The organism is Sphingobium sp. FG125 (genome assembly GCF_057809795.1).
Genome location: NZ_JBMDKQ010000007.1, coordinates 18,627 through 35,606, shown reverse-complemented (window position 1 = coordinate 35,606; position 16,980 = coordinate 18,627). Strand labels below are relative to the sequence as shown.

Genomic DNA, 16,980 nt, shown 5'->3' with positions numbered 1-16,980 from the left:
GCAGCGGGGCGCGCCGGTCAAATCGAAGCCAGCGATGCTTGATAGAGATTGCCTATCAAAGCGATCCAAAGCCCGACGGCAGTTGCAACCCGCGCGCCACCGCCAGCACCGCCTGCGCCAAGGGTCCCATCGGCGCGCTGTCGGACACGATGACGCCCACCCGGCTGCCATCCCCCATGTCCGGCAGCGGCGTCGTGCGCGCCCAGCGCAGACCGTCCAGCAAGGCGGCGTGGCTGTCGGGAATGATCGAACAGAGCCGCCCCTGCTGCACCAGCCCCAGCAGCGCGACATAGCTATCCGCCGTCACTAAAGGCCGCAGCGCCAGCCCGCGTGTCGCCAGCCGCGCGTCCAATATCCGCCGGTTCTGCATCCCCTGATGCAGCAGGCAGAGCGGCAGGCTGGCCAGGTCGGCCCAATCGACGACAGCGGGGATCGGCACACCATCCACCGCGCTCACCAGCATCGCCCGCTCGGCATAAAGCGGCACCGACAGCGCATGGGCGGGCGGCTCGAAATCCAGATAGGTGAGGCCCGCGTCCAGTTCGAATGCGGCAAGCTCCCGCTCGATCTGGCGCGATGTCAGCGCGCGGACGGAGATATTCAGCCCGGGATGCCGCTCCAGCATCGCCGTCGCCAGACAGCCGATCGCGGGCATGGCGGCGGGGATCGCGCCCAGCCGCAACTCGCCCTTGAGCGGCCCGCGCGCCGTCTCCGCAGCCTGCCCCAGCGCCTCGGCGGCGGCCACCAACTGCCGCGCCCATGGCAAAATCGCCTCGCCCTCCGGCGTCAGCCCGGCATATTTGCGGTCGCGCCGGATCAGCCTTTTGCCCAGCTGCGATTCCAGCGTGGCGATGCCCGCCGACAATGTGGGTTGCGACACGTTGCACTGCGCCGCCGCCCGCGCAAAATGGCCTTCGCGCTCCAGCGCCAGGAAATATTCGACGAGGCGGGTCTGCATCTATTTGCTATAGGCGTGATAGAAGGGCGCTATCAAGGAAGCATCATGGCGGAACAGCGTATATTGGGCGCGGTGCTGGCGGGGGGCCGGTCCAGCCGCTTTGGCAGCGACAAGGCGCTGGCGGTGATGACGGACGGGCGCTCCTTGCTGGACCATGCGGTCGCGGGCCTTGTGCCGCATGTCGCGCAGGTCGTGATCTGCGGACGGGACGGCGGCTTGGCCGATCGGCCGGAGCCAGACATGGGACCGCTCGGCGGCCTCAACGCCGCGCTGCATCATGCGCAGAACCACGGCTTTGCGGGCGTTTTGACGACAGGGTGCGACATGCCACTCTATCCGGCGGACCTGCCCGCCGCGCTGATCGGATCAGATGCGGCTATATTGAAGGGCCAGCAATTGCTCGGCTGGTGGCCGGTGTCGCTGGCGCACGCGCTGGACGCGCATTTGGCGGAGGCGAATAATCGTTCGATTTACGGCTGGCTCGACCGCATCGGCGCGCGGGTGGTGGAGATGCCGGGGCTTGCGCTGCCCAATATCAACCGGCCGGAGGATCTGGCGGGACTATAATGCCCAACACCCGTTCGTTTCGAGCGAAGTCGAGAAACGAACGGAGGTGGTTAGGCGGGAAGCGCCACGCTCGCCCCAATCTCCACAGCAACCCGCGTACCCGCCACCGCTTCGCCGATCAGCAGCAAGGTCGGATCTTCATCGCTGATCGTCTGCACCAGAAAGGCCAGCGCCGACAACCTGCCGCGGATCAGCCTTTCGCTGGGCAGCGACACATTCACCGCCACCATCACCGGGGTTTCCGGGTCGCGCCCGGCCGCGATCAGGTTGCGCGCAATTTCGCCTGCCGCCGCGCGGCCCATATAGATGCCGATCGTCCCGCCCGGTCGCGCCAGCGCGTCCCAGTCGAGTTTCAGCGGTTCGCCCGCTTTCAGATGCGCAGTCACCAAAGTCAGCCCGCGCGCCTTGCCACGCAGGGTGAGCGAGGCATGGCCGCTGGCCGCCGCCGCGCTGGCCGTCGTGATGCCGGGGCAGATGCGCACGGCTATGCCAGCCTCCCCCAGATGGTCCATTTCCTCGGCTGACCGGCCAAATACCGACGGATCGCCGCCCTTCAGCCGCACGACGCGCTTTCCCGCCCGCGCGGCGGCCAATAGCAGGTCGTTGATGCTGTCCTGCTGCTTGCTGTGGCGACCGGAACGCTTGCCCACGCTCACCCGCTCGACACCGGCGGGGATCAGGTCCAGCACGCCCGGCCCGACCAGCGCATCGTAAAAGACGATATCAGCGGCGCCGATCAGCTTTTCCGCCTTGCGCGTCAACAGGTCCGGGTCGCCCGGCCCCGCGCCCACCAGCCACACCTGTCCGGGCGCGATAAGGTCATTCGGCTGCATGGAGCGTCTCCTGCTGGGCCTGCGCCAATATATTGGCCAGCGCCGGGCGGCACGAGCCGCAATTGGTCCCCGCCCCCAGGGCTGCGCCGATCGCGGGAACATCGACCAGCCTCTGTTCGCGAATAGCCGTGACGATATTGTTCAAACCAATGTCGAAACAGACGCAGATGATCGCCCCCTTGTCGGGCTGATTGCCCGGTCCGCGCGCCGCCAGCACCGACGCGCCGACGCTTTCGACAGCGAGTTGCCCGATCAGCCAGTCGCGGGTCGGCAAGATGCCGCTGCGGGTGACGATCAGCACGCCGACTAGCTTGCCATCGCGGATGATCGCGACGCGGCGGGTGCCGCGCGTCATGTCGATCGCCTCGACCCGGTCGCCCTTGGGCAGGCACGCTTCCAGCCGCGCCGGATCGCCATTGCCCGCCACTTCATAGAGCGCCCCGCCCGGCACGGTGATGCGTGTCGCCCACAGGCATGGCACCCGCACAGGCTCCGCCCCGCGCAGGATCAGAAAGCCCTTCCACTCGGTCGCGACCTTTTCGACCCGGACCGGGGTGGATTTGAACCCCGGCTGGCCCGAATGGGGATCGACCAGCGGGCGCGGCAACAGGCCGGTGCGGCCGCCGGTGGATTGCTGATCAGTCCAGTGGATCGGGGTAAAGACTTCGCCGGGACGCTGACCGGTGCTGATGGCGGCCCGAAACAGGCTTTCGCCCTGCGGTGTCGACACGCGGGCCAGATCGCCATCGGCGATGCCCAGCGCGGCGGCATCTTGCGGGTGGACCTCGACCAGTGGTTCTTCCCTATGGCGCGCCAGTTTGGGGCTGAGGCCGGTGCGGGTCATGGTGTGCCACTGATCGCGATAGCGCCCGGTGTTGAGCGTCATCGGCCAGTCCCTGAGCGGACCCTGCAAATCCATCTGACTGACAGGCAACAGCCGCGCCTTGCCATCGGGCGTAGAAAAACGCCCGTCGGCAAAGGGCGTGTCGCCCCAGCGGAACGGCTCCATCGCCTCATAGGCGTCATTGCCGAGTGTTGCCTGCGCGCGCAGGTTCAGCAGCCGCGCCCCGTCATTCTGATAGGCGGTCAGGCGCGCATGTTCGCGCCAGATGTCGGCGGGCCGATCATAGGCGAAGGCGTTGCGCCAGCCCATGCGCCGCGCCACTTGCGTGACGATCCACCAATCGGGCTTCGCCTCGCCCGGCAGCGGCAGCAGCGCGCGCTGGCGACTGATCGTGCGGTCGGAGTTGGTGACGGTGCCGTCCTTCTCGCCCCAGGCCGCGGCAGGCAGGCGGACATGGGCGTGAACGGCGGTGTCGGTGGTGGCCATCACGTCCGACACGACCAGGAAGGGAACCGCCTCCAGCGCCTCGCGCACGCGATTGGCGTCGGGCAGCGAGACGGCGGGGTTGGTCGCCATCACCCACAGCGCCTTGATCCGCCCTTCGTTGATGGCGCGGAACAGGTCGACGGCCTTCAGCCCCGGCTTGGTCGCCATGGCGGGCGCGGCCCAGAAGCGGCCGACGCGCGCGACATTGTCCGGCGCAAAATCCATGTGCGCGGCCAGTGTGGAGGCCAGCCCGCCGACTTCGCGCCCGCCCATGGCGTTGGGCTGACCCGTGATCGAGAAAGGCGCCGCCCCCGGCTTGCCGATGCGGCCGGTGGCGAGGTGGACGTTGATGATCGCATTGACCTGATCGGTGCCGCGGATCGACTGATTGATGCCCTGACTGAACATGGTGACAGTGCGCGGATTGGCAGCGAACAGTTCGTAAAATTGCTGGAGCAAGGCAGGCGACAGGTCGCACGCCTTGGCCGTCGTCCACAGGTCATGGCCGGTGCGGATATGATCCCAAAAGCCGTCGGGCGCATTGACGCTGCGCGCCAGAAAGTCCGCGTCCAGCAGCTGGCCCTGATCCATCCAGGCCAGCAGCCCGTTCATCAACGCCACGTCGCTGCCGGGTTTGAGCGCCAGATGCAGGTCCGCGCCTTCGCAAGTCTCGGTACGGCGGGGGTCGATGACCACCAGCTTGGTGCCGCGCGCGGCACGGGCGGCCTGTATCCGCTGATAGACGATCGGGTGACACCAGGCAGTGTTGGACCCGACCAGCACGATGAGGTCCGCTTCGTCCAGATCATCATAGCTGGCCGGGACGACATCTTCGCCAAAGGCGCGATTATGGCCCGCCACCGCGCTCGACATGCACAACCGGCTGTTAGTGTCGATATTGGCCGATCCGATAAAGCCCTTCATCAGCTTGTTGGCGACATAATAATCTTCGGTCAGCAACTGGCCGGAGACGTAGAAGGCGACACTGTCAGGACCATGTTTGGCGATGGTTTCGCGGAAACGCTTGGCCACAAGGTCCAATGCCTTGTCCCAGCTGGCGCGCTTGTCGCCGATCATGGGCGCAAGCAGGCGCCCTTCAAGGCCCACCGTCTCGCCCAGATGCGTACCCTTGGAACAGAGCTTTCCGGCGTTGGCCGGATGCACATCATCCCCCTTGATCGTCACGGCGCGGCCGCCAGTCGGCGTCGCCGCGATGCCGCAGCCGACGCCGCAATAGGCGCAAGTGGTGCGGATCGAGGTAGTCATTATAGCCCCTCCCCTTCAGGGGAGGGGTGGGGGGTGGGGCCGTGCCTCATGGCGCGGTGCGTGGGGCGACGCCCCACCCCAACCCCTCCCCTGAAGGGGAGGGGCTTTTGATTGCGCGTCCTCACGCCGCATCCTTCATGGCCACCGGCCGTGCAATCCATATCCGGCCATCTTCCTGTTTCACCGCGATCGTCGGGGTGCAGCCTTTATCTTCGCCCTGCGCCTCACCGCTTTTCAGCGCGATGTTCCAATTGTGCAGCGGGCAGGCGACGCTGTGGCCATGGACGATGCCCTGGCTCAGCGGCCCCTTTTTGTGCGGACATTCATTGACCAGCGCAAAAATCTGGTCGTCGCCGGTGCGGAACACCGCGATTTCTTTCTCGCCACCAATCTGAACGGTGCGCGCACCGCGCTGCGGAATGTCGGCCAGCGTGCCGATGTCGATCCAGTCAGTCATATGTCTCACTCCGCCGCGATGGAGATGGGGTCAAGATGCTGGTGCAGGTCGCTATTGGCACCTGCAGCACGCTCCGCCCAGGGATCGTCCTGCATGAATTGCTGCGAAAACAGGAAGCGGGCGCGCAGCGCTTCGCGACCGGCATCATCCTCGACAATGCGCTGCTTCACATAGTCGACGCCGACCCGCTCGATCCAGGGCGCGGTGCGCTCCAGATAACGCGCTTCCTCGCGATAAAGCTGGGTGAAGGCGGCGCAATAGTCGAGCGCTTCCTGCTCGGTCGCGACCTTGCACAGCAGGTCGGTGACGCGGACATGGATGCCGCCATTGCCGCCGACATGCAGCTCATAGCCGCTATCGACGCAGACGATGCCGAAATCCTTGATCGTCGCTTCCGCGCAATTGCGGGGGCAGCCCGACACCGCGATCTTGAACTTGTGCGGCATCCACGACCCCCAGGTCATCCGCTCGGTCTTGACGCCAAGGCCAGTGCTATCCTGCGTGCCAAAGCGGCACCATTCGGACCCGACGCAGGTTTTGACGGTGCGCAGCGACTTGCCATAGGCGTGGCCGGACACCATGCCCGCAGCGTTCAGATCGGCCCAGACGGCGGGCAAATCTTCCTTCTTGATGCCGAAAATGTCGAGCCGCTGGCCGCCGGTGACCTTGACCATTGGCGCGTCATATTTTTCGACCACATCGGCGATCGCCCGCAATTCGCGCGGGTTGGTGAGGCCGCCCCACATGCGCGGGACTACCGAATAAGTGCCGTCCTTCTGGATATTGGCGTGCATCCGTTCATTGACGAAACGGCTCTGTTGATCGTCGACATAGACGCCGGGCAGCGCGCACAGCAGATAATAATTGAGCGCCGGGCGGCAGGAGGAACAGCCGTCGGGCGTGGACCAGTGCAGCTTCTGCATCACTTCGGGGATGGACCGCATATCCTGCGCCACGATTTCGCGGCGGACATCGTCATGGCCGAAACTGGTGCATTTGCACATTGTCTTGGGACCGGACTGGACGTCATCGCCCAGCACAACAGCCAGCAGATTTTCCACCAGCCCGGTGCAGCTGCCGCAGCTGGCCGACGCCTTGCACCCCGCGCGCACCGCGTCCAGGCTGCACGCACCCTTTTCGATGCAGGCCACGACCTGGCCCTTGCTGACGCCGTTGCAGCCGCAAATCTCGGCATCATCCGAGAGCGCTGCAACGGCCGCCTTAGGGTCCATCGCGCCCCCTCCAGAGGCGAAGGCTTGGCCAAAGATCAAAAGGTCGCGAATGTCGGCGACATTTTCGCCGCGCTTGAGCAGATCGAAATACCAGCCACCATCAGCCGTATCGCCATAGAGGACCGCGCCGACGACCCTGTCGTCCTTCACCACCACACGCTTGTACACGCCGCGCGACGCATCGCGCAGGACGATGTCCTCGCACCCTTCGCCGCCGGAAAAGTCCCCGGCGGAAAAGACGTCCAGACCCGCGACCTTGAGCTTGGTCGAAGTGACGCTGCCCTTATAGCCGGTGTGCCGGTCGGTCAGGCCATCGGCCAGGCTGCGGCACATATCCCACAGCGGCGCGACCAGACCATAGACATTGCCGTCATGCTCGACGCACTCGCCCACGGCCAATATGTCGGCATCGCTGGTGACCATATGGTCATCGACCTTGATGCCGCGCCCGACATCCAGCCCTGCCTCGCGCGCCAGCGCGACCGAGGGGCGGATGCCGACCGCCATCACCACCAGGCTGGCCGGGATTTGCGTGCCATCCTTCAGGCGCACGCCCTCGACCTTGCCTTCACCGTAAATCTCGGCGGTGTCGGCCCCGGTCAGGATGGTCTGGCCCCGCCCTTCCAGCGCGCTCTTGAGCAGCCAGGCGGCGGCTTCGTCGAGCTGCCGTTCCATCAGCGTGGGCATGATGTGCAGCACGGTCACCTTCATGCCGCGCAGGCTCAACCCATGCGCCGCTTCCAGCCCCAGCAGCCCGCCGCCGATCACCACGGCTTCACCACCGCCCACAGCCTTGCCTGCCTCAGCCGCCGCCAGCATCGAATCGACATCCTTCATGTCGCGGAAGCTGATGACGCCGGGCAAATCCTTGCCGGGGACGGGGATGATGAACGGATCGGACCCGGTGGCGATCAGCAGCTTGTCATAGCCGATGGTGCGGCCCGACTGGCTGGTGACGGTCTTGTGGGCGCGGTCAATCGCGGACACCGGATCGGACACGATCAGGTCGATGCCATTATCATCATACCAGGCGCGATCGTTGATGATGATGTCCTCAAACGTCTTTTCGCCCGCCAGCACCGGGGACAGCATGATCCGGTTATAGTTCACATGCGGTTCGGCGCCGAAGATGGTGACGCGATAGCGTGCCGAGTCGCGCGCCAGCAGTTCCTCCACCGCGCGGCACCCGGCCATGCCGTTGCCCACCACCACCAGATGTTCGCGCACGTCGTCGGCGGGGACGAGGAAGTCATCCTCGATTCCCGCCACCGGCTCCGTTCCGATCTGCAATTCCATCCTCGTCACTCCAGAAAACAAAAAAGCCGCCATCCTGACCCCCGGTAAGAACCGAAAGTCAGGATGGCGGCTTTGCCATCATAGTCGCCTTGCCGATCCGTCCCTGGATCGCTTCGGCTATGGTTGGAAGGACAACCTTGTCCTCTTGCAACGCACCATAAACGGAATCGCCTGATGGCTCAAGCGATTCCTGTTCATGACCGATCAATAGGCCCAGTCGGCCTGAAGCCACAGTTTTTGCGTGTCGGTGGCCATCGTCTTGGCATCATATTTGGCGTAGCGGACGGACAATGCCGTCTTCTTCACCTTCGCGGATGCGATAAAGTTGATTTCGTCGCCATAATGCTGGTCCAGCCGGTCGCTGTCGAAACGGTGCCAGGCGACCTGGAGCGCGACAGCGGAGAGCGGGCCGAGCTGTTTCCAGCCATAGCCCCCGCCGACATAGAGGTCGCGGATGCCGTTCGCCGGGGTCACCAGGAATTTGTCGGCCCAACCCTGAAACTTGAAATTGGTGCCGAGCGGCGTCTGGAAACTGGTAAAAGCCGCGCCACTGCTGGCCCCCAGCACTTCGTAACCGGCGTTAAGTTTCCACCCCTTCACGTCCAGCGTCGCGTCCGCCAGCCAATAGTCTGCGCTATAATCATTGGGATTGGCATGATGGTCGGCCTGTTTGGCATAGCTCAGCTGATAGGAGAGCTTCGCCGCCTTGGACAAGGGCCGCGCGCCCGCCAGCCGCACGCCATAGGTCTGGCTGGACAGGCGGTAGGCCTGCATCGCCGCTTCATCCTGATCGACCAGATAGGCAAAGCCGCTCAGCGTGCCGACCGGCGTGACATAGGACAGGTTGGCGAAAATATTGTCGCCGCTCACCGCCTGCTGCCGCGCGCCCTTGCCCTGGAATCCCCAGATGGTGCGTACGCTCCAGGCGTAGGAAACGTCCAGTTTCAGCCCCTTGGCCGGGGTCAGTTCCATCCGTACCGCGTCGAACGTCTGGCCATTATTGCGGAAGGCGACATTGCCGACGAAACGCTCGTCATCCAGCGCGATCTTCTGCCGACCGCCAGTCAGCGTGACCATCTTGGTCTTATACTGGAGCTGCGCGATATAGAGCGCGATATTTTCAGGATCGGCGACAATCGGCCGGGTCGCTGCCCCGTTCAGCCCGTCAAAATATTTGTCGACGACTGCCAGATTGCCCTGTCCGATCACCGTGGCGCTCAAGCCGCCGCTGGTCGCGACCAGCCCGGCGCGGGCGCGGATGGTCAGCGCGTCGGACTTTTCCGTCGCCAGGCCTTCCTGATCGGCATGTTCGTAGCGCAACCGCGCTTCGGCCACGGCTTTCAGCTTGATGTCCTGGGCATGAGCCGCAGACATGGCGATCCCTGCGACGGCCAATGTGGCCGCCGTTGCGAGTGCATATTTCATGATAGTCATCCCCCCTCGGATGATGTTGCGACCAATTTAAGGAGGCGGCCTCCTGTGAAGGTCCGCCCCCGCCCCTCCAAACTCCAACTCAGATGCGGGCGCCCGTGCTCCAGGTCGCGCGCCACCGGGCCTTGACCATCGCAAGGCCTGCAAAGGCGATGACCGCCAGCCCAGCAAAGATCAGAAACCCGGCTGAAAAGCTGCCGGTCAACTGCTTGGCAAAGCCGAGCGAACTGGCGAGATAGAAGCCGCCAATGCCGCCGGCCATGCCGACCAGACCGGTCATCACGCCGATTTCCGCCTGAAAACGCTGCGGCACCAGCTGGAACACCGACCCGTTGCCCGTTCCCAGCGCCAGCATGGCGAGGACGAAGAGGCCGAGCGCGGCTGCCAGCGTAGTGGCAAAGGCGACACCGGCCAGCGCAATCGCGGCGACGACATAGACGATCATCAGCGCCTTCACGCCGCCAATCTTGTCAGCGAGCGCCCCGCCCATCGGACGGACCAGCGATCCGGCGAACACGCAGCCTGCGGTGCAATAACCCGCCATCACCGGAGTCAGGCCGAACTGGTCGGTGAAATAAATCGGCAGGCTGGCGGCCAGGCCGACAAAGCCACCGAAAGTGACGGCATAAAAGGCCATCAGCAGCCAGGCGTCGGCCTGTTTGAGCGGCTGAAAATAATCGATCATCTTCTTGGCCGGCGGCGCGTTGGGCGCGTCCTTCGCCATGATCATATAGATGACGAACACGATGGTCAGCGGGATGCAGGCGAGGCCCAGCACCGCGTTCCAGCCGAACAATTTGGCCAGACCCGGCGCGAACAGGGCGGCCAGGACGGTGCCCGAATTGCCCATGCCAGCAAGGCCCATGGCCTTGCCCTGATGCTCGGCGGGATACCAGCGGCTGGCTAGCGGCAGGGCAATCGCGAAGCTAGCGCCTGCAAAGCCCAGCACGACGCCCAGCGCCAGCGTGCCTTCAAAACTGTCGATGCCCATGGCCCAGGCGGTGAACAGGCCGATGATCACGATCACCTGACTGATCGCGCCCGACAATTTGGGACCAATCCGGTCCACCAGCAGGCCGTTGACGACGCGCAGCAGCGCCCCCATCAGCGTCGGCGTGGCGACCATCAGCCCCTTTTCGGCAGGCGTCAGCATCAGCGTCTTGGCGATCATCGGGGCGAGCGGCCCCAACAGCACCCACACCATGAAGGCCAGGTCGAAATAGAGAAAAGCCGCGATCAGCGTCGGCGTGTGACCGGCCTTCCAGAAGCTGGTCGTGACGGGGGCCAGTTCACCCTCCTTGTCGCCATCCCAATAAGCAGTTGCCATGATAGGTCATCCCAGATGCGAAAAATGAACATAAAAAAGCCGCAGGCCGGACATCACCCGATGGGGAGTCCGGTCAGCGGCTTTGCTGTATGATAGGTCGGAATGACGGTCCCGACCTTGGGATGGCGCATTCCTGTCAAACGCGCATCGTCGCGCGGTTACAATCTTATCTCGCGATTCGCGTCATGTTGCAAGGCACAATTTTTCCCGCCAAATCAACGTAGCGGAGCAAATCCTGCCAAAAACTCTTCGATTCGTTCCGGGTCGAACACCCGCTTGTCAAAGAAGCTGTCGGGTCCCAGCGTCAGCTCGCCCCGGCGCGATCCGACCGCCAATGGCGATGCGACTGCCCCTTCCAGCTTCATGCTGGCACCGGGCATCGGCACATTGCTGTCGGCCAGTGCGCGGCGGAAAATGTCGGGACGGAACACTGCTCCCGCCCGTGTCGCGGTGGCTGCGTCATGATCGACCATGCCCCAGCGCACCAGTTGCGAATAGATCCACAGCGCCTGACTGCGCCAGGGGAAGGGCGTCGCCTCCCGCCCGAACAGCATGAAATCCGGGCTGACGATCGGCGGCTCCCCCGCCCGCGCGACAATGGCACCCGACAAAGCGCGATCGATCAGATAGGCGGGCTGGTCGACATAATCCGGCCGGGCGAGCAGATTGGCAAGGTCATCCCTGTGCGCCGGATCATCGCACCACGCCGCCGCCCGCACCAGCGCGCGCAACAGCCGATCGACGGCTTGCGGATTTTCCTCCAGCCAGGATTCGCGAAAGGCCAGGACCTTCTCGACGCCGCGCCGCCAGATACGCTCGCCGATCGCCACGGTTTCCGCCAGACCTGCTTCCACTGCCGCGCTGCCCCAGGGTTCGCCCGCGATGAAGCCGTCAATCTCGCCCGCGTGCATCGCCTCGACCGTCAGCGATGGTGGCAGCACGCGCAGCACCACGTCGCGGTCCGGGTCCACGCCCGCACTCGCCAGCCAGTAGCGCAGCATGATCGCATGGCTGGAAAAGCGATGGACCACGCCAATCACCGGCTTGCGCCGCCACAGGCCGATCGCGGCGGCAAAATCATGCGCCGTGCCCAGCGGATCAGCCAGACGGCTGGCGATCACCGGCTCCAGCGCCTTGGCGAAATCGCACGCCATCACCAGCATATTGCCGTTGACGTTCAGCTTGTAGGGCGCGGCCAGCGGCGCTGGCTGCTGGCTCAGCCCCAATGTTACCGCGACGGCCAGCGGCGCCAGCATATGCGCGCCCTGCACCTGGCCGTAGACCAGCCGGTCACGCAGCGTCGCCCAACTGGTGGTGCGCACGAGGTCGAGGGCGATCCCCTCTTCCTCGGCAAAACCCCGCTCCCGCGCCGCCACCAGAACGGCAGCGTCGGTCAGCGGCAGGAAGGCGATACGCAGCCCTATCGTCATAATCCCCCTCCCAGCAGGTCGCTGGCGGTGATCAGCGCCTGCGCCACGTCCACAATCTTCTTGCCCTGGTTCATCGCCGCCGTCCGCAGCAGCGCATAGGCGTCCTGTTCGCTTAAGCTTCGCTGGTTCATCAGGATGGCCTTGGCCCGGTCGATGATCTTGCGGTCGGACAATGCGCTGCGCGCCTCGTCCAGTTCGCTTTGAATCTTGGCAAAGGCGTTGAAGCGCCGCACCGCCAGTTCCAGCACCGGCTTGACCCGCTCCTTGCGCAACCCATCGACGACATAGGCGGACACGCCCGCGTCGATCGCCGCGCCGATCATCGCTTCGTCGGACTGGTCCACGAACATGGCAATTGGCCGGGCCAGCGCTCGACTGACCGTCAGCATTTCCTCCAGCGTATCGCGGCTGGGGCTGCCCAGATCCATCAGCACGACATCGGGGGCCATGCGTTCGAGGCGCGCGACAAAGCCGCCACGCGGCGGGACGATATGAATATCATCATAGCCCGCCTCATGCAGCCCCTCTTCCAGGACGCTGGCCCGCAATCCACTGTCATCGATGATGACGATTCGCATCTGTCCCCGCCTCTTCGCGCCCTGAGTGGCCGCGATGCTGCGCCGCGTCAATCATCGACGCACCATCAATGTGCGGCGGATGTGTCAACATTAGCGCGCGGACGCGGCGCAAGCCAGACGAGGAGCGAGGCGACGAACAGGATCATTGCCGAAATGAAGAAGATATGATCGACCGCAATCGCCAGTGCTTCCTGATCGACGATGTTCGATATGACCTGCCGCGCCTGATCGGTCGACATGCCGATATTGGCCAGCGCCGATTGCGTGTCGGCGGGCTGGAGCGTGCCCGCCAGCTCATTGCGCGATACACGCTGGCCATCGCCCCAGCCGGTCAGCACCAGCGATGTCGCAATGGCAATCGCCATCGTGCGCAGAAAATTCTGGAGGCCCGCGGCCGAAGCCGTCTCTTCGGGCCGCACCGACCCCAGCGCCAGCGTGGTCAGCGGAATCATGAAGAAGGGCATGGCGAACCCCTGGATAAACTGTGGGGCGGCCATGCTCCAGAAATCGATCGAACTGGTCCAGTGCGCGCGCCACAAGGTCATCAAGCCCAGCCACAGCACGCCACCCGAAACCATCACACGCGGGTCCACCCGGCCGATCATCCTGGCGGCAATGGGGGCGCTGATCAGCGCCGCCATCGCGGTAAAGGCGGTCACGATTCCAGCCCAGGTCGCGGGATAGCCCATCGACGTCTGGAGCCATTGCGGGATGACGACGATGCCGGAAAAATAGGCGCCGAAGCATAGCGCCAGCGATATGACGCCCGACGTGAAGCCGATATGCCGGAACACCCGCAGATCGACGATCGGATGCACCTCCGTCAATTCCCAGATGATGAAGGCGATGAAGCCGATCAGCGCGAGAATCGCCAGCATGACGATCAGCGGATCGGCAAACCAGTCATGATCACGGCCAAGATCGAGCATGATCTGAAGGCAGCCGATCCAGAAAACCAGCAATATCAGACCAACCTTGTCGATCGGCACCCGCGCCGTTTCCGTTTCAACCGGACGCAGCAGCGCCATCGCTGCGAACACGCACAAGACCGCGATTGGCAGGTTGATGAAGAAGATCCAGTGCCAGCTCCAATTGTCGCTGATATAGCCGCCGATAATCGGTCCCATCGCTGGACCCAACAGCGTCGTCATCGCCCACAGGCCCATCGCCCGCGCCCGCCGTTCGGGCGGGAAAATGCGCAGCATCAAGGTCTGCGACATCGGCATGATCGGCCCGCCGCACAGCCCCTGGCCGATGCGGCAGACGACGATCATGCTAAGCGACATCGACAGGCCGCACAGCACGGAAAACAGGCCAAAGCCGATCATAGCCCAGATGAACATCTTTACCACGCCAAAGCGCTGCGCCAGCCAGCCGGTCAGCGGCACGCAAATCGCTTCGGCGACCGCGTAGGATGTGATGATCCACGTCCCCTGATCGGGGGTGATGCCCAGATTGCCCGCGATATGCGGCACGGACACATTGGCGATGGTCAGGTCCAGCACGACCATGAAATTGCTGAGCGCCAGCACCAGCCCGGCGAGCGTGCGCTGGCGCGGCGTCAACCGGTTAAAGATGTTATCCTCGCCGCTCACGATCCGGCCCTTCAGTGACGCGAAAGGTCGATCTCGACCTCCGTGGAAAAGCCGACACGCAGCGGGTGGGCGGCCAGTTCCTTGGGGTCCAGCGCGATGCGGACGGGCAGGCGCTGGACGACCTTGATCCAGTTGCCGGTCGCATTTTGCGCCGGGATCAGCGAGAGCGACGATCCGGTGCCGCCGGAAAAGCCAACCACCTTGCCATGATAGACGACATCGCTGCCGTAAATGTCAGCGACCACCGTGGCGGGCATTCCCACCTTCACCTGGCGCAGCTGGCGTTCCTTGAAATTCGCATCGACATAGACCTGCGCCAGCGGCACGATGGTCATGATCGGGCTGCCCTGCGCGACGCGCTGGCCGACCTGCACCTGTCGCTTGGTGATGACACCGTCGATCGGCGCGCGGATCACCGTGCGGTCCAGATCGAGCTTGGCCGAGTCCAGCTTGGCCTGCGCCACCATCACGCCCGGATCGGTATCGACGCTCAATCCGCTGACCAGCGCATCATTGGCGGCCAGCTGCCCGCTTGCAGCGCTGCGCGTCGCCTGCGCGGTAGTAACGCCCGCCCGCGCCAGATCCAGCGCGGCGCGCGCAGCGGCATAGGCGGTGCGCGCGCTGGTCACTTCATCGCCCGACACCGCGCCTTCACCCTCCAGCGCCTCACGCCGTTGCAGGTCGATCCGCGCCTTGTCGACATTGGCCTGCGCCGTCGCCAGCTGGGCGCGCGCCTGCGCAATGTCCGCGCCGCGTGCATCGACCTGCGCTTCCAACGCATTGCTGGTCGCGCTGCTCTGGCGAAATTTCCGGCGCGCTTCGGCCAGATCGGCCTGTGCCTGGGCGATGGCGATGCGCGCATTGGTCGGGTCGAGCCGCACCAGCACGTCACCACGCTTCACCGCCTGGGTATCGCTGACCAGCACCTGCGTCACCTGCGCGGAGATCAGCGGCGTCACCTGCGCCATTTCCGCGTTCACATAGGCATTATCGGTGCTGACATGGTTGCGCCCGATCAACAGATACCAGGCTGTCCACAACAGCCCCAGCACGATGACCGTCAGCGCCAGCCGGGTCAGCCAGGTCTTGCGCGCAGCGGCACGATCCGCCTTTTGCGTATCGTGCGGCGCAGCGGCAGCAGTGGAAAATTCAGGGGCGGCATCAGCCATGCGCAGCGTCCTTGGACAGGGTAGCGCTGGCGGCGAAACCGCCGCCCAGCGCACGGATCAGGGCAATATCGAGCGAAAAGGCGCTGGCTTCCAGCGCCGCAACGGACCGGCGCGCAGCGATCAGCTGATCCTCGACATTCAGCACGTCGAGATAGGTGGACAGGCCACCATCATAGCGTTTGCGCGCAATGCCATAGGCATCCTGCGACGCCGCCAGCGCCGCGCGGGCATCCACCAGCCGATCGTCGAGCGTGCGGCGGCTGGTCAGCGCATCGGCAACTTGCTGATAGGCGGCCAGCACGCTCTTGTCATAATTGGCCACCGCCTCGTCATAGCTGGCGCGCGCGCCACGATACTGGCCCTGCAACGCGCCGCCATGGAAGATCGGCAGGCTGATCGCGGGACCGGCGCTGCCGAACAGCGAATCCTTGTCGAACAGGCTGTTGTAGAAGGGTTTGGCCGATCCAGTTGCGCCAGTGCCGTTAAACACTGTGTTGTAACCCAGCGACTGAACCCCGATCAGCGCGCTCAGCCGCACCGCCGGGTAGAAATCGGCGCGGGCGACCTTGACCTGTTTCGCCGCCGCTTCCGTGCGGGCCAGCGCGGCGGCAATGTCCGGGCGACGGGCGATCAGATTAGTCGTGACATCGGCGGGCAGGCCGACTGGCATCAGGCGGCCCCTGGGCGGGCGGGTGATCGCCAGGCCACGATCCGGCCCGGCCCCGACCAGCGCTGCAATCTGATGCTGGCGCAGCGCAATAGCCATGCGCGCGCCCGCCAGTTGCGCCCGCGCCGCCGCGACGGTCGCGTCCGACTGACGCAGATTGCCGCGCGTTTCGAGGCCATTGCGGCGACGATCGGCGACCAGCTTCTGGCTGGCGATCCGAATATCGAGCGTGCGCTGTTGGAGTTCGGCTTCGTCATAGAGCCGCGCCAGATCGGCATAGGCGTCGGCAATCCCCGTGGTCAGCGCCAGCCGTGCCTGCTGCGCGTCCAGCTGTGCCGCGCGCGCCTGCGACGTGGCGGCCGCCAGCGCGGCCTTGTTCCGGCCCCACAGATCAAGGTCGAAGCCCAGATTGAGCGCCACCTGACCAGTGCCGAGCCAGCCCTGCGGAATAAACGCCTTGGGTTGTCCCATAGTGTAGCTTTGCTTGCTCGTCCCGGTCTTGGCGTCCAGATCGACCGAGGGCAGCAAAGCCGCGCCCGCCTGTTGCGCCATGCCCTGCGCCTGCGCGAAGCGGGCGGCGGCGATCGCCATGTCGGGCGCGTTGGCCAGCCCTTCCTCGATCAGCGCGGTCAGTTGCGGGTCGCCATAGGCGGTCCACCAGCCCTCGCCCGGCCAGGTCGCGTCGGGCGCGCGCAGGCTCTCCTGCGCCGCGACGCTCTGCGCCGTGCGGATCGCAGGGGCGGGACCAAGGTCGGGCACAGCCGCGCACGCCGACAATAGCGACAAGGCCGCTATCGAAATCGTGAAGCGTTCAGGGGGAAACAGGCGACTCACCGACATGACA

13 protein-coding genes are annotated in these 16,980 nt (G+C 64.9%); 1 reads left to right on the top strand and 12 read right to left on the bottom strand.

Annotation, left to right across the window (positions count from 1 at the left end):
• Positions 1-55: 55 nt before the first annotated feature.
• Positions 56-958, bottom strand: coding sequence for a LysR family transcriptional regulator (locus tag ACODSR_RS08405; protein ID WP_489075511.1), 903 nt, complete (start codon positions 956-958; stop codon positions 56-58).
• Between the two features lie 45 nt (positions 959-1,003).
• On the opposite strand from ACODSR_RS08405, the gene mobA reads away from it, so the two are divergent.
• Positions 1,004-1,525 carry a molybdenum cofactor guanylyltransferase gene (mobA, locus tag ACODSR_RS08400; RefSeq protein WP_489075509.1) on the top strand — a complete coding sequence of 174 codons (522 nt, stop codon included), beginning with the start codon at positions 1,004-1,006 and terminating at the stop codon, positions 1,523-1,525.
• A 50-nt stretch (positions 1,526-1,575) separates the two neighbouring features.
• On the opposite strand, the gene cobA is transcribed toward mobA, so the two are convergent.
• From cobA to ACODSR_RS08345, 11 genes are all read right to left on the bottom strand, one after another.
• Complete coding sequence (cobA, locus tag ACODSR_RS08395; protein ID WP_489075507.1) at positions 1,576-2,358, bottom strand: uroporphyrinogen-III C-methyltransferase; 783 nt, start codon at positions 2,356-2,358, stop codon at positions 1,576-1,578.
• A complete protein-coding gene (locus tag ACODSR_RS08390; RefSeq protein ID WP_489075505.1) occupies positions 2,345-4,954 on the bottom strand; it encodes a molybdopterin-dependent oxidoreductase in 2,610 nt (869 codons plus the stop codon). Before ACODSR_RS08390 ends, cobA begins: the two co-directional genes overlap by 14 nt.
• Positions 4,955-5,075: 121 nt before the next feature.
• Positions 5,076-5,411 (bottom strand): nitrite reductase small subunit NirD, encoded by a 336-nt coding sequence (gene nirD, locus ACODSR_RS08385; protein WP_489075503.1) that lies wholly within the window; start codon positions 5,409-5,411, stop codon positions 5,076-5,078.
• A gap of 5 nt (positions 5,412-5,416) precedes the next feature.
• Positions 5,417-7,939: a nitrite reductase large subunit NirB gene (gene nirB, locus ACODSR_RS08380; protein ID WP_489075501.1), complete on the bottom strand. Its 2,523-nt coding sequence runs from the start codon at positions 7,937-7,939 to the stop codon at positions 5,417-5,419.
• 204 nt (positions 7,940-8,143) lie between these two features.
• A complete protein-coding gene (locus tag ACODSR_RS08375) occupies positions 8,144-9,364 on the bottom strand; it encodes an alginate export family protein (protein ID WP_489075499.1) in 1,221 nt (406 codons plus the stop codon).
• 88 nt (positions 9,365-9,452) lie between these two features.
• Entirely contained in the window at positions 9,453-10,697 is a 1,245-nt protein-coding gene (locus tag ACODSR_RS08370; RefSeq protein ID WP_489075497.1) for a nitrate/nitrite transporter, read from the bottom strand.
• Positions 10,698-10,912: 215 nt separating this feature from the next.
• Complete coding sequence (locus ACODSR_RS08365) at positions 10,913-12,127, bottom strand: CmpA/NrtA family ABC transporter substrate-binding protein (RefSeq protein WP_489075495.1); 1,215 nt, start codon at positions 12,125-12,127, stop codon at positions 10,913-10,915.
• Positions 12,124-12,705 carry an ANTAR domain-containing response regulator gene (locus tag ACODSR_RS08360; protein ID WP_489075493.1) on the bottom strand — a complete coding sequence of 194 codons (582 nt, stop codon included), beginning with the start codon at positions 12,703-12,705 and terminating at the stop codon, positions 12,124-12,126. The genes ACODSR_RS08365 and ACODSR_RS08360 overlap by 4 nt, the downstream gene beginning before the upstream one ends.
• A gap of 65 nt (positions 12,706-12,770) precedes the next feature.
• Positions 12,771-14,300 (bottom strand): DHA2 family efflux MFS transporter permease subunit, encoded by a 1,530-nt coding sequence (locus ACODSR_RS08355; RefSeq protein WP_489075491.1) that lies wholly within the window; start codon positions 14,298-14,300, stop codon positions 12,771-12,773.
• A gap of 11 nt (positions 14,301-14,311) precedes the next feature.
• Complete coding sequence (locus ACODSR_RS08350; RefSeq protein ID WP_489075489.1) at positions 14,312-15,469, bottom strand: EmrA/EmrK family multidrug efflux transporter periplasmic adaptor subunit; 1,158 nt, start codon at positions 15,467-15,469, stop codon at positions 14,312-14,314.
• Positions 15,462-16,976 carry an efflux transporter outer membrane subunit gene (locus tag ACODSR_RS08345; RefSeq protein WP_489075487.1) on the bottom strand — a complete coding sequence of 505 codons (1,515 nt, stop codon included), beginning with the start codon at positions 16,974-16,976 and terminating at the stop codon, positions 15,462-15,464. The genes ACODSR_RS08350 and ACODSR_RS08345 overlap by 8 nt, the downstream gene beginning before the upstream one ends.
• Between the last annotated feature and the right edge of the window lie 4 nt (positions 16,977-16,980).

Coding starts and splice junctions, on each gene's coding strand:
- ACODSR_RS08390 (WP_489075505.1), bottom strand. CDS start 4,954: ATGACTACCTCGATCCGCACCACTTGCGCCTATTGCGGCGTCGGCTGC.
- mobA (WP_489075509.1), top strand. CDS start 1,004: ATGGCGGAACAGCGTATATTGGGCGCGGTGCTGGCGGGGGGCCGGTCC.
- cobA (WP_489075507.1), bottom strand. CDS start 2,358: ATGCAGCCGAATGACCTTATCGCGCCCGGACAGGTGTGGCTGGTGGGC.
- ACODSR_RS08365 (WP_489075495.1), bottom strand. CDS start 12,127: ATGACGATAGGGCTGCGTATCGCCTTCCTGCCGCTGACCGACGCTGCC.
- nirB (WP_489075501.1), bottom strand. CDS start 7,939: ATGGAATTGCAGATCGGAACGGAGCCGGTGGCGGGAATCGAGGATGAC.
- ACODSR_RS08360 (WP_489075493.1), bottom strand. CDS start 12,705: ATGCGAATCGTCATCATCGATGACAGTGGATTGCGGGCCAGCGTCCTG.
- ACODSR_RS08375 (WP_489075499.1), bottom strand. CDS start 9,364: ATGAAATATGCACTCGCAACGGCGGCCACATTGGCCGTCGCAGGGATC.
- ACODSR_RS08350 (WP_489075489.1), bottom strand. CDS start 15,469: ATGGCTGATGCCGCCCCTGAATTTTCCACTGCTGCCGCTGCGCCGCAC.
- ACODSR_RS08405 (WP_489075511.1), bottom strand. CDS start 958: ATGCAGACCCGCCTCGTCGAATATTTCCTGGCGCTGGAGCGCGAAGGC.
- ACODSR_RS08370 (WP_489075497.1), bottom strand. CDS start 10,697: ATGGCAACTGCTTATTGGGATGGCGACAAGGAGGGTGAACTGGCCCCC.
- ACODSR_RS08345 (WP_489075487.1), bottom strand. CDS start 16,976: ATGTCGGTGAGTCGCCTGTTTCCCCCTGAACGCTTCACGATTTCGATA.
- nirD (WP_489075503.1), bottom strand. CDS start 5,411: ATGACTGACTGGATCGACATCGGCACGCTGGCCGACATTCCGCAGCGC.